Source organism: Candidatus Formimonas warabiya (genome assembly GCF_002777255.1).
Lineage (GTDB): Bacteria > Bacillota > Dehalobacteriia > Dehalobacteriales > Dehalobacteriaceae > Formimonas > Formimonas warabiya.
This window is the reverse complement of the sequence record NZ_CP017634.1, coordinates 1,407,756-1,418,870: the sequence shown is the minus strand read 5'-3', so window position 1 is coordinate 1,418,870 and position 11,115 is coordinate 1,407,756. Positions and strand designations below refer to the sequence as shown.

At 51.1% G+C, this 11,115-nt stretch carries 15 protein-coding genes; 12 read left to right on the top strand and 3 right to left on the bottom strand.

Annotated elements, in window-relative coordinates; translation table 11 throughout:
• Positions 1 to 166 precede the first annotated feature (166 nt).
• The 5 genes from DCMF_RS06750 (at position 167) to DCMF_RS06730 (ending at position 3,437) form a co-directional block, all read left to right on the top strand.
• Entirely contained in the window at positions 167 to 394 is a 228-nt protein-coding gene (locus DCMF_RS06750; protein ID WP_148133717.1) for a DUF1659 domain-containing protein, read from the top strand.
• 131 nt (positions 395 to 525) lie between these two features.
• The gene (locus DCMF_RS06745) at positions 526 to 756 is read left to right on the top strand and encodes a DUF2922 domain-containing protein (RefSeq protein WP_148133716.1); all 231 of its coding nucleotides are present in this window, start codon (positions 526 to 528) and stop codon (positions 754 to 756) included.
• A 104-nt stretch (positions 757 to 860) separates the two neighbouring features.
• Positions 861 to 1,013, top strand: a complete 153-nt coding sequence (locus DCMF_RS06740; RefSeq protein ID WP_148133715.1) for a YvrJ family protein — start codon at positions 861 to 863, stop codon at positions 1,011 to 1,013.
• 103 nt (positions 1,014 to 1,116) lie between these two features.
• On the top strand, positions 1,117 to 1,332 hold the full coding sequence (locus tag DCMF_RS06735; RefSeq protein WP_148133714.1) for a helix-turn-helix domain-containing protein: 216 nt from the start codon (positions 1,117 to 1,119) through the stop codon (positions 1,330 to 1,332).
• A 122-nt stretch (positions 1,333 to 1,454) separates the two neighbouring features.
• Positions 1,455 to 3,437 (top strand): polysaccharide biosynthesis protein, encoded by a 1,983-nt coding sequence (locus DCMF_RS06730; RefSeq protein ID WP_148133713.1) that lies wholly within the window; start codon positions 1,455 to 1,457, stop codon positions 3,435 to 3,437.
• 27 nt (positions 3,438 to 3,464) lie between these two features.
• Here DCMF_RS06730 and DCMF_RS06725 read toward each other — a convergent pair whose 3' ends face one another.
• Positions 3,465 to 5,054, bottom strand: coding sequence for a DEAD/DEAH box helicase (locus DCMF_RS06725; protein ID WP_148133712.1), 1,590 nt, complete (start codon positions 5,052 to 5,054; stop codon positions 3,465 to 3,467).
• A 103-nt stretch (positions 5,055 to 5,157) separates the two neighbouring features.
• Here DCMF_RS06725 and DCMF_RS06720 point away from each other — a divergent pair, with 103 nt between their 5' ends.
• From DCMF_RS06720 to DCMF_RS06700, 5 genes are all read left to right on the top strand, one after another.
• Positions 5,158 to 6,033, top strand: coding sequence for a hypothetical protein (locus DCMF_RS06720; protein WP_236860209.1), 876 nt, complete (start codon positions 5,158 to 5,160; stop codon positions 6,031 to 6,033).
• A 3-nt stretch (positions 6,034 to 6,036) separates the two neighbouring features.
• Positions 6,037 to 7,257: a BREX system ATP-binding domain-containing protein gene (locus DCMF_RS06715; RefSeq protein ID WP_236860208.1), complete on the top strand. Its 1,221-nt coding sequence runs from the start codon at positions 6,037 to 6,039 to the stop codon at positions 7,255 to 7,257.
• Positions 7,257 to 8,468: a BREX system ATP-binding domain-containing protein gene (locus tag DCMF_RS06710; RefSeq protein WP_148133711.1), complete on the top strand. Its 1,212-nt coding sequence runs from the start codon at positions 7,257 to 7,259 to the stop codon at positions 8,466 to 8,468. The genes DCMF_RS06715 and DCMF_RS06710 overlap by 1 nt, the downstream gene beginning before the upstream one ends.
• 377 nt (positions 8,469 to 8,845) lie before the next feature.
• Complete coding sequence (locus DCMF_RS06705; RefSeq protein WP_148133710.1) at positions 8,846 to 9,166, top strand: nucleotidyltransferase domain-containing protein; 321 nt, start codon at positions 8,846 to 8,848, stop codon at positions 9,164 to 9,166.
• Complete coding sequence (locus DCMF_RS06700; RefSeq protein WP_148133709.1) at positions 9,159 to 9,587, top strand: HEPN domain-containing protein; 429 nt, start codon at positions 9,159 to 9,161, stop codon at positions 9,585 to 9,587. Before DCMF_RS06705 ends, DCMF_RS06700 begins: the two co-directional genes overlap by 8 nt.
• Positions 9,588 to 9,794: 207 nt before the next feature.
• Here the strand turns inward: DCMF_RS06700 and DCMF_RS06695 are convergent, their stop codons facing one another.
• Entirely contained in the window at positions 9,795 to 10,070 is a 276-nt protein-coding gene (locus DCMF_RS06695; protein ID WP_148133708.1) for a type II toxin-antitoxin system YafQ family toxin, read from the bottom strand.
• On the bottom strand, positions 10,063 to 10,350 hold the full coding sequence (locus tag DCMF_RS06690) for a type II toxin-antitoxin system RelB/DinJ family antitoxin (protein ID WP_148133707.1): 288 nt from the start codon (positions 10,348 to 10,350) through the stop codon (positions 10,063 to 10,065). Before DCMF_RS06690 ends, DCMF_RS06695 begins: the two co-directional genes overlap by 8 nt.
• Positions 10,351 to 10,510: 160 nt before the next feature.
• Between DCMF_RS06690 and DCMF_RS06685 the strand changes: the two genes are divergently transcribed.
• Together DCMF_RS06685 and DCMF_RS06680 are read left to right on the top strand one after the other, a co-directional pair.
• Positions 10,511 to 10,753 (top strand): type II toxin-antitoxin system Phd/YefM family antitoxin, encoded by a 243-nt coding sequence (locus DCMF_RS06685; RefSeq protein WP_148133706.1) that lies wholly within the window; start codon positions 10,511 to 10,513, stop codon positions 10,751 to 10,753.
• Positions 10,746 to 11,018, top strand: a complete 273-nt coding sequence (locus DCMF_RS06680) for a Txe/YoeB family addiction module toxin (protein WP_148133705.1) — start codon at positions 10,746 to 10,748, stop codon at positions 11,016 to 11,018. Before DCMF_RS06685 ends, DCMF_RS06680 begins: the two co-directional genes overlap by 8 nt.
• The last annotated feature ends 97 nt before the right edge of the window (positions 11,019 to 11,115 follow it).

The window sequence follows — 11,115 nt, the reverse complement described above, 5'->3', positions numbered from 1 at the left end:
GTCAGCTTCCACTTCTTTGTCCTTCCTTGTCCCGGATCCGCCCTCTTTGTCCTCCCTTGGTCCGAAAGGCCCACGTTGACCCCTTCCTCATGCCCCGGTATAATAAAACCATCCCGAGCGAACAAATGTTCGCAAGGGAAGAAGCGCAAAGAAAGGAGGAAAAATCATGGCCGTAGTAGTAACGCCGCTCACGAGCAAAATCAAGCTCCAGTTTCAAACCGGAGTGAACGGGGAAGGCAAACCGGTGTACAAAAGCAAAACCATCAGCAAGGTCAAGACTGATGCCGCCGACCAGGATGTCCTGGATGTGGCCGCTGCCCTTGCCGAACTCTCTGCCTACACCCTCAGCGCCATCAGCCGCATCGACGACAGCGACCTGGCGGAACAGGCCTAAAGAGAGCAGGGGGCCGGGCCTTTGGGCCCCGGGGGACTTGACCATCGTCTGGTAATGGACTGGGCCGGAGGACAAAAAAGATGGTCAGGCAGGAACCGAAAAGAAATCACTGATGAAAGGAGGACGGGAAAATGGCCGAGAACAAAAAAACGCTGCGCATGACTTTCGCCGCTGCCGACGGCAGCAGCATGAGCATCAGCCTGGACAATCCCAAAGCGGGACTGACCAATACGGAGATCGAAGGGGTCATGGACACCCTTATCGGGAAGAACATCTTCCAAAGCGCCGGCGGCAACCTGGTGGCGAAGAAAGACGCCAAAATCGTCGACACCACCACCAGCGACCTGTATGACCCGGAATAAAGAACAGGGGACAGCCGACCGACCCGGGCGGCTGTCCCCCTCTTTTCCGCAACTGTGCGACAGAGCGGACCGTTCCCGGGAAATTTTGACGAGGAGGTGAGAGGATGGATGAACTGATTAAAACCATCAGCAATGTGGGCTTTCCCATTGCCATTTCCGCATACCTGCTGATTCGCATCGAGAATAAGCTGGAGACCCTGAGCAGCAGTATTGCGCAACTGGCCCGGGCGGTGGAATTTTTAAAAAGCAACGGGTGATCAAGAAACAAAATTCGCTCTTGACACGTCCGGTAATAGCCTGTAAAATTTAACCATAGAACATATGTTCGAACAGAGACATTCCTGATCCGGGAGGTACCCTATGAAACAGAATGAATCCCCTTTAATCAACACCACCCAAGCATGCAAAATGCTGGGTATCAGTGCCAAAACCTTGCGCCGCTGGTGCCGCGACGGTTTCATCTCCTACTACACCACTGTCGGGGGACACAAGCGTTTTTCCAGCAAAATGCTGCAGGAATTTCTGGAGGAAAACCTGGTAAAATCGGCCGGCTCCCGGCCTTTTTCTTGCGAATAGTCTTTTCTCCCGTATAAAATATGGCTATTTTCACCCTTTCGGGTGATGTTTTTTTGCCAAAATGGCGCTATACTTTTTTTGATTTCATTATTTTCCGGAGAAAGTACAGAGGTGTATCCCCAATGGTTTATCGCTGGCGCTCCTTATTCTTGTTGGTATCAGACACGGTTTTGCTGGGCCTGAGCTTATGGTTTTCTTTGTGGATCCGTTTTGACGGCGGCGTTCCTGAGAAATATTATGAGAACTTCGGCAATTTGCTGTTTCCCTATATCCTTGTTTTCCTGGGGGCCTTTTTTTTCTTCGGCATGTACAGGAGAGCCTGGGCCTATGCCAGTATCGGCGAGGCGCTGGCCCTGGCCGGAGCCGTAACCGCAGGCAGCCTGGGCAGCCTGATTGTGTCTTTGGTCTGGTTTCCGGGCCCCTTGCCTTTTCCCCGGTCCTTCTGGATTCTGAACTGGATCCTGGCTGTGGTGCTGGCAGGAGGATCCCGCTTTGTTTGGCGGCTCTTCCGGGATTACGGGCTGGGCCTGAAGAAGAAAAAGAAAGGCAGCCGGGTCTTGATTGCGGGCGCCGGCGCGGCCGGGGTCCTGGTGGCCAAGGAACTGAAAAGCCACTATAACGGGGGGATCCGGATCCTGGGCTTTGTGGATGATGATCCCCTGAAGCAGAAGGTGATCGTCCAGGGCATTCCCGTTCTGGGCACCAGTGAAGAGATCCCCGCTTTAGCGGCCGGGCATAAAATCCAGGAAATCATTATCGCCATGCCCTCCGCGGCGGGAAAGGCAAAAAGGCGCATCGTGGCCCTGGGCAAGGAAACGGGGGCGAAAGTGAAAATTCTCCCCGGGGTCTATGACCTGATTGACGGCAGGGTGAAGATCAGCAGGATCCGGGACGTGGACGTGGAGGACCTGCTGGGCCGGGATCCGGTGAAAGTGGACCTGGACGGCATTGCCCAGTATATCCGGGGCCAGGTGGTGCTGGTCACCGGGGGAGGCGGGTCCATCGGCAGCGAATTGTGCCGCCAGATTGCCTCCTACAACCCCAAAGCCCTTTTAATTCTTGACGCCTGTGAAAATAATGTCTATGAAATCGATCTGGAACTGAAAAAAGCTTTTCCCGACTTACATATTGTTTCTTTGGTGAAGGATGTCCGGGACCGCAGGTCCGTAATCCAGGCCTTCAAGGCCTATCGTCCCCAGGTGGTTTTCCATGCCGCCGCCCATAAGCATGTGCCTATGATGGAGTACAATCCGGAGGATGCCATCAAGAATAATGTTATGGGCACCTATCATGTGGCCCAGGTGGCGGATATGTTCAAGGCGAAAAAATTCGTCCTCATCTCCACGGACAAGGCCGTGAATCCCACCAGTTTTATGGGCGCGTCCAAACGGCTGGCGGAACTGGTGGTCCAGTACCTGGACACCGTCAGCGAGACCAGCTATGTGGCGGTGCGCTTCGGCAATGTGCTGGGCAGTGCGGGAAGCGTGCTGCCCCTGTTCAAAAAACAGATTGCCGAAGGCGGGCCGGTTACCGTGACCCATCCGGCCATGGTACGCTTTTTCATGACCATTCCCGAGGCGGTGCAGCTGGTGATCCAGGCCGGCGCCATGGCCAAGGGGGGAGAGATCTTTGTTTTGGATATGGGTGAGCCGGTGAAGATTATGGATTTGGCCCGCAGCCTCATTGAATTGTCCGGGCTGGAGCCGGGAAAGGATATTGATATTAAGATTACCGGGACCCGGCCGGGGGAAAAGCTCTATGAAGAGCTGCTCACCGCCGAGGAAGGGGTTACGGCCACCACCCATAAAAGGATTTTTGTGGCCCGGCCGGGAGCCCTCCTGCCGGATCTGATCGAGGAAAAGATTATTGCCCGTATTGTGAGCGGGTCCCTTCCCCAGACAGGGGAACAGGCCCTGGAGATGGTGCGGGAGTTTTTGCCCGGGTTTAAAGAGCAGGAGACCGGGACTTCTCTGCCGGAAGAACCCGGCGGGCAGCCTGAAAGGCGCGCCGGGCGGGGGGACAGGGAAACCGGGGATTGGTTAACCGTACAGAACCGGTTGCGGGAGAGAAAAGAGGAAGAGAATATGGCGGCAAAAATGGTCTAAGGGAGATAGATGCCCGGGGCGGCCACCCTATTCGGGCAGGCGGCCCAGACCGGCCTGCACCAGCAAGCGCATGCTCAGCCAATAATTGCGTTCCGAACGGGAGGAAGCGCTGCGGCTTTTTAAACGGCATTCCTGCTCGGAAAGCCACCAATCGCAGCTTAGTTTGCCGCGCTCCAGGTTTCTGCCGATTTCCCCGATGGCCTCCCCTTTCCAGCCCTTCCGGCAGGCGTAAGCGAGTACCAGGTCAACCAGGGCCTGGTAGGCGGCATGGGCGAAAGTCCGGCTGTTCAGGTCATATGCCAGGTCAAGGACGGGGATGATCCCGGTCAGGTCCCGGGAAATTCCCGCCACCAGGTCTTGCTCCTCGTTGGATGAACCGATATACAGGTAATAAAGGATGGCCATCCGTTTTTGATCGGCGCTGCGCAAAATCCGGCCCAGTCTCTGGATGCGCTGCCGGTTGCTGGAGGTGGCGGCAGCAATAATGCCGATATCGGTTGCGGGCACATTCAATCCCTCATCCAAGGCCCGGCAGGCTACCAGGATCCGGATCTCACCTTCCTGATATTTACGCAGGATATTTTTCCTGCGCCAATCCTCCATGTCGGAATGATAACACCCCACCTGTCCGGGAAACAGCCACTTCAGCTCTTCATAGAGCGCATCTGCCATCCCAATCCTTTCGCTAAAAATCAAGACGCGGGACGACGGCGGCATCCGGGTCAGAAGATCCCTGACGCAGCTCTGCCGGGATTCAGCCCGGTAGACCACTTCTTTGCGCCTGCCGGCCAGGCCGAGCAAGGAAGCGGCCAGAGCAGCCGTCTCATCATCTTCCGGCTCCCGGACCAGCTGCTCCAGACGGGCAAAAAAGCGGGGCCGCTTTAAGCCCAGCAGGAAAGGGCAGCGGTGCAGCAGGTTCTCCAGGACCCGGGTTAATTGTTCACTCAAATCCTGGTACTGTTGTGCTTCGGCCGGCGTGAACTGTAATTTCACATTGAAAATGGCAAAGGAACTGATTATTTTAGCGTTTAAAGCCTCTGCAAAACCGTAGCGAAATATTTCCGGTCCCAGCGCCGGTACGAGTATCTCGTTAAATGCGGCGGTTTCCGGCGTGGCGGACAAACCCAGGGCGTAATAGGCGGGAGCCGGATCCCGGGGAGATAGTTGGGCAATAAAGTCAAAGATCCGGGAATTTTCCGGACTGCTGTAATGATGGCACTCATCCGCGATGAGCAGGACGGGAGATCCGTTTTGGTAATCGGCCAGGACATGCCCCGATAAAGCGTAACGGGCCGAGTTGACCACATAGATCATGTATTTGCGGGTAGGCCGGTCCTTTTGCGTACCGCAATAAAAGCCGATGTCGTTCGGGGGAACGGCCAGCTCTTCGTGCAGGTTCCGGGCCCACTGATGGGCGAGAAAAACCTTAGGCACGACAATCTTGATTTTCAAAGCGCCCGCCTGTTCAACGGCCAACCGGTTTTCCAGCCTGGCGACAGCGCCCAGGGCCAGGACTGTTTTGCCTGCGCCGGTAACGACGTTGACAATTCCTTTCCCTCCCTTGTCAAACCAAATATCCAGGCATTCCTCCTGCCAGGGAAACAGCTTTTTTGACACTTTTTTCTCCTATCCCTTTGCTTTTCTGCCTTCTACAGGCATGTCTGCTATTATTATGCCATTTTGGGATCCGGGGGGCAAGTAGGGAGGAAAATCCATTTTTGTGTCGAATTTCAGGCTAAGGACCAGCAATGACATGCCGGGACCACCGGACAAACTGGAAATTGAACAAGAAGGAGCAACAAAAATGGCTGATTATGAAGAATTATATAAGCAAATGGCGGGACGGGAAAAAGAGCTCAAAGATAAGATCAATGCGGTGCAGAAAACTTTCAAAACCCTCAGCAAAAATATGGAGAAAGGTGATCTGAAGAGTTGGACCAAGGATTTGGGCACCATGCGCACCCTGCTGAAGGAGCAGGAAAGCCTGATGGAAGAAATGCAGGAACAGGTAGACGGCTTCGGTATTCGCGCGTATGTGGAAAGCGGCGACTTTGTGGAACAGATGCTGGCCTGCTGTGCCCGCCTGGACGTGGACATAAAAGGAGAATATCCCGTGTTTGAGATGTTTCCTTTCCGGGTCCGGATTGATGCGGAAAACCTGGACCTCTATTTGGACCGCAAACGGGTGCAATGCCTGCGCCCCCTGGCTTTTGTCCAGGATGTCAAAGCGGGCCGGGATAAGCTGTTGAAGGCGGCTTTTGATCCCCAGGGTTTTGTGAAGGAGCTGGCCGTCGCCTACGACCTGATGCTGTTGAAACAAAACCAGGGCAAATCACCGGCAGCGGCGGGAGGAGATATTTATTTAAAAAGTCTCTATACCCTTTTAACCCCCATGCGCCGCTTCCGCAGGGATTATGACCAGCAGAGCTTCGCTTTTGACCTGGCCCGTCTCTATGCTTCGGAAGTGCGTGCCACCGAGGACGGCCGGCAGTTCCAGTTTGGCCCCAGCCGCAATATCAACAAGTCCATCCGCATCCTGGACCAAGACGGCCGGGAACAGTACCTGGCCACCATCCGCTTTTTTGAGGAGGGATAAGCCTTGGAGAATGATATGCAATCCGCTCTGGCCTGTTTAAAAAAGGGACAGGCCCCGGGCAACAGGGAAGTGCTGGAAAAAATTTCTGTGGGCAAAGATTTTATCCTGGATTTTTGGCGGGAAAAATACCTCGCCCACTATCTGGCCAGGGGAGGCAGCAAGATTAAGTTTCTCACCGGACGCCCCGGCAGCGGCAAAACCCACTTTTTAGAGATGTTGGACCTGGAAGCGGGAAATCTGGGTTATATCCCGGTCCGCCTTTCGGCGCGGGAAATCTGGCTCCATGATTTTAAGGAAATCTACACCGCCATCCTGCGCCAGGTCCGGCTGCCGGAACGCTTGCAGCGGTGCAGCCGGGAAATCATCCGCCAATTGGGATACAGCCCGGAGGAGATTCCGGAAAATATCAGCTTTGCGGATTATTTATCCGCTCAGGGGCAACTGGATCCCTTGACCAAGCGGGAGATCAGACAGCAGCTGGAAAAGCTCTTTCTCGCCAACCCCCTGATTGATAATAATTTTGCCCTGGCCTGTGCCTTGCTCACCGGCGGAGTCTTGGGACACCCCATCCTGGAGGAAACCGGCCGCAAATTGCTCCTGCTCTGGCTGGAAGGAAACCGGGAGGCCTCCTTATCTTCTTTGCGCCGTCTGGGCCTGTCGCCCAGCAAAATCACCAAATATAACGCCAGGCACATGCTGCGCTCCCTGGTGGAGGTTTGCTGCCTGGCCGGCTATAAAGGACTGGTGGTATCCATTGATAATATGGAAGTCCTGGTGAATGCCGACAGTACGGAAACCATCCGCTATACCCGTTTAAAACGGGAGGATGCGTACGAAAGCATCCGCGAGCTGATCGATGAGATCGACACCTTAAAAAATATTCTTTTTGTTTTTTCTTTTGACCGTTGTTTGATCGACGACGACCTCCGGGGTTTAAAGTCCTACCAGGCGCTGTGGATGCGCATTCAAAATGAAATTGAGAACGTGCGCTTTAACCGTTTTGCCGATATTGTGGATATGGACCGGCTGATTGATGAGGTGTATACCCCGGAAGTTATTCTGGACATGTCCCGGCGCTTGGCCCAGGTGATCAATACCTATGACCGGGGCGCCTGTCCCTTCATCTTAAGTACAGCGGAAGAACTGCACGCCAGGTCCCGCTTTGGCAAGGTCTCTTTGCCCCGGCGGGTGGTCCTGACTACTTTGCAGGAAGGAGCAGTCTAATGGATTATGAAGCTCAAAGGGTGATCGAAGCCTTGCGCTCAGGGGTTTCTTCCCGGGCGGTGGGCCACTATTTCTCCTCCGCCCGGCCGGAATTAATGGAACAAATCTCCCGCCGGCTGGACCGGGCCAAAAATACGGGGGCCTCCAGCGGCATGGTTGTTTCCGGCAAATACGGAGAAGGGAAAACCCATCTTTTAAATACCGTCTTTAATCTGGCCCACAGCAACAATATGGTGGTGAGCCTGCTTTCCCTGAGTAAAGAGACCCCGCTGGACAAACTCTATCTGGTCTATCATAAGCTGGTGTGCAACACCTATCTGCCCCAGCGCCTGCAGCCGGGTTTCCAGCATGTTTTGCAGGATATTACGCCCAACAACCCCATCGCCCAGGACCTGCTCTCCTTTACCGGCAAGCATTTGGACACGGACAAGCTGTTCTTTGTCTTCCGGTCCTATCTGAATGTGGATGACCCGGACGAGAAATATTTGCTGCTGGCGGATCTGGAAGGGGATTTTATCAACAACACTTACCTGCGTCAGATCTATAAAAGGATTTTTGCCCAACCGGTTCGCTTTGCCGTCCCCTTTAGCAAATCCCGGCACACGATGGATTATTTTACCATGCTCAGCCGTCTCTTTAAGCTGCTCGGATATAACGGCTGGGTAATCCTATTTGATGAAACGGAATTACTGGGCCGCTTGGGCAAGAAAGCGCGCCTCACCGCTTATCACAATATGGCGTCCTTCTTATTCCCCGAGCAGTATGCCCGGCTGGAATCCACCTTTACCTTATTTGCCTTGGGCGCCTCCTACCGGGAGGATGTGATTGAATCCAAGCATGATTTTGACAACCTTGCCACCGCCTTTGTGGACCGGGCCCAACGCGAGCCGGCGGAAAAGGTCCTCAACCATATTATTACCGCCCCCCAGCTGCAGCCCCTCAACGAAGAGGAAATTCTCGCCGTGCTGGAGCAGGTCCAGGAATTTCACAGCCGGGCCTACGACTGGCAGCCCAATCTGGATGGGCGCCAGATTTTAAAGGCTTCGGAAAACCGGGGCTATTTGTTAAGAACGCGGATCCGGGCAGCCGTAGAAGTGCTGGACCAGTGCTACCAGTATGGACAAGCCGGAGATATCCGGATCAATGATCTGGGGGAGCCCCAGTATGCGGATGAAGAATTGCCCTCTTTGGAGGAATATATTAAAGATTAAAATAAGAGACCTCAAAAGAGGTGTGTCAGGGGGACGGGGTGAGACTGCTGAAAAAGTGCCATTTTTATAAAAATACAAACGGAGCTATGCGGGTTTGCAGGCATAAATTTGCTAAAAAAGTGACTTTTTCAGTGGTCTCGGACGGGATTATTGACACCTCTTTTTCTTTCGTAATCATGAAAAGGTGCCGACCATCTTTTGCCAATCAGGTACATAAGGCGGAAATAGACAATGTTGAATTCAAGAATGCCGGTTGCCCGATTCTTGATAATAACTTTTCTGTAGTGTAAAATATTGGTATAAGGAAAAGGGGTGCCCCTTAACTTGACTAACCCTATGCAACAACCGTACAATAAACGGATAAAGCAGGTGATGATATGGATATCCAAACCAGTAATCAGCTGGAAAAAATCAAGCAAACAATTATCAGTATAGTCCAGACTGAAGCCATATACCTCTTTGGCTCCTATGCGTATGGAACGCCTGGAGAAGACAGCGATTTTGATCTTTACATTGTAATCCCCGATGATGGCATCAGACCTCTCGAAGCGGCGCAAATCATCAACAATGTTATATACGAAGATCAGAGGAAGCCTGTTGACATCCTTGTTGGCAGAGCCAGTGATTTTCATAGGCGTTCTCAGTTGCCCACTATCGAAAGGACAATAGCAAGAGACGGAGTGATGCTGTATGGATGATAAAATTACGATAGTCAAAGAGTGGCTCAAATTTGCATGGAATGATATTAACTGTGCAAAGCACTTACTCAGCATGTGTCCGGTTCCCGTGGAAATAGTCTGCTATCATTGCGAACAGGCCGCAGAAAAAGCATTAAAAGGATATCTTATCTATCAGAATACAGAACCTCCTAAAACACACATTTTAAAATTATTATGTAAAATATGTACTGATATTGATGAGTCCTTCGAAGAGATAAGTGAACAGTGCGGCAATCTTACGCTATATGGTGTACAGCCGAGATATCCATTTGAGATTGAAATTACAGAAAGCGACATGAAAAAAGCTATTCTTGATGCCGACCGGGTAATGGAATTTATCCATCAAAGGCTTGCACTTATCGAGGGAATTACGCCTGATATTGAAAAACCGGAAGATTAACAAGAAAACATCTGGCAGAATCCTTATCGAAATAAAGTAGAGCAGGGAACATTTCCTCTGCTTGATCTCTTTTTCGTACGCAAAAAGGGTAATGCCATGTAGGGGATGTCAGTGGAGCAGGATTGTCGACATTGCCGAATACTCTAATAAGTTATGTCAATAACCCCGTCCCTGCGACACTATGATGGACTGCGGGATGAATCGGGGTTAACAAAATAAATCACTGTGTGTTCCTGTACGGGTAAGAGTGAGAACAAGGATGTCATTTTCCACCTTATAAATGAGCAGCCAATCCGGTGTGACGTGGCATTCCCTGTACTTTGTCCAAACGCCGTTCAAAGCATGATCTTTATGTTTTTCTGCCAGAGGCTCCCCGGCAGCCAATGTTTGGATAACCGCTGTGAGCAGGTTAATATCATAACCTCTGCGCTGGATGATTTTCAAATCACGCTTGAAACGACTGGTTGGTTTTATCTCATACATCGGGCAAAAGCTCCTTCATCATTTTACTTGCGTCAGTATAGCCTTTGACCGAAGGATCGCGACTGATGCGTTCAGCTTCCTCGATGGCAGCGATTGTCTCGGCGTTGGGAGTCTCTAGAGCAATATCGAAGGGAATTCTCTGCTGACGCACAGCTTGACGCAGAAAAATATTAAAGGCCGTCGTCATGCTCATACCGAGCTCGTTGAAAAGCTGCTCAGCCTGTTTTTTAAGCTCAACGTCCATGCGGATGCTTATATTCGTTGTATTAGCCATAATCATCAACTCCTTTACTTTAGTATATTCAGTGTAGCATAAAATATGTGCATGGTAAATACTATGCACGAATGATTGTGATAAATACCCTGTTAGTCATTGACAAGGGACATCATAATGACATATAATATGTACAGGAACATGTACGCTTCTGGGAGGTGTGAATATGTCGATTATTAATGCAACAACTGCAAGAAATAACTTTTTTAAACTGATGGAGGAGGCTACGACTACTCATGAGCCTATATTTATCACGGGCAAAAGTGGCAATGTTGTAGTTTTGTCTGAAGAGGACTATCGCTCAATGCAGGAAACCTTTTATCTTTGTACTATTCCAGGCATGAGAGAAAAGATAATAGAAGGGCTTAAAACTCCACTTGATGAGTGTGTGGAGGACATAGATGAGTAACGATCAGTGGAAAATTGTCTATACAAAACAGGGCTTGAAAGACAAGAAAACTGCGTTTGAAGCAGGTCTTGGCGATAAAATCAAAAGCATACTGGAAATCTTACGTGAAAATCCATTTACTGATTACCCACCATTTGAAAAGTTAATCGGGGATTTAAGCGGCGCCTATTCAAGAAGAATTAACCGACAGCATCGGGTAGTTTACCAGGTGTATAATGAGGAAAAAACAGTAAAGATAATCAGTATGTGGTTACATTACGAGTGAAAAACAGGTTGTTTATCATGATTTAATAACTACTGATCAAAACCAAAAATGGTCTAAGGGAGATGATCCTTTAGGCCATTTATTTATTCCTGGGAAA

What these genes read in the sequence shown, in the direction of transcription:
- DCMF_RS06700 (WP_148133709.1), top strand. Translation starts at nt 9,159, where the DNA reads ATGGATGATAAAATTACGATAGTCAAAGAGTGGCTCAAATTTGCATGG.
- DCMF_RS06710 (WP_148133711.1), top strand. Translation starts at nt 7,257, where the DNA reads ATGGATTATGAAGCTCAAAGGGTGATCGAAGCCTTGCGCTCAGGGGTT.
- DCMF_RS06680 (WP_148133705.1), top strand. Translation starts at nt 10,746, where the DNA reads ATGAGTAACGATCAGTGGAAAATTGTCTATACAAAACAGGGCTTGAAA.
- DCMF_RS06730 (WP_148133713.1), top strand. Translation starts at nt 1,455, where the DNA reads ATGGTTTATCGCTGGCGCTCCTTATTCTTGTTGGTATCAGACACGGTT.
- DCMF_RS06690 (WP_148133707.1), bottom strand. Translation starts at nt 10,350, where the DNA reads ATGATTATGGCTAATACAACGAATATAAGCATCCGCATGGACGTTGAG.
- DCMF_RS06695 (WP_148133708.1), bottom strand. Translation starts at nt 10,070, where the DNA reads ATGTATGAGATAAAACCAACCAGTCGTTTCAAGCGTGATTTGAAAATC.
- DCMF_RS06750 (WP_148133717.1), top strand. Translation starts at nt 167, where the DNA reads ATGGCCGTAGTAGTAACGCCGCTCACGAGCAAAATCAAGCTCCAGTTT.
- DCMF_RS06705 (WP_148133710.1), top strand. Translation starts at nt 8,846, where the DNA reads ATGGATATCCAAACCAGTAATCAGCTGGAAAAAATCAAGCAAACAATT.
- DCMF_RS06740 (WP_148133715.1), top strand. Translation starts at nt 861, where the DNA reads ATGGATGAACTGATTAAAACCATCAGCAATGTGGGCTTTCCCATTGCC.
- DCMF_RS06735 (WP_148133714.1), top strand. Translation starts at nt 1,117, where the DNA reads ATGAAACAGAATGAATCCCCTTTAATCAACACCACCCAAGCATGCAAA.
- DCMF_RS06685 (WP_148133706.1), top strand. Translation starts at nt 10,511, where the DNA reads ATGTCGATTATTAATGCAACAACTGCAAGAAATAACTTTTTTAAACTG.
- DCMF_RS06745 (WP_148133716.1), top strand. Translation starts at nt 526, where the DNA reads ATGGCCGAGAACAAAAAAACGCTGCGCATGACTTTCGCCGCTGCCGAC.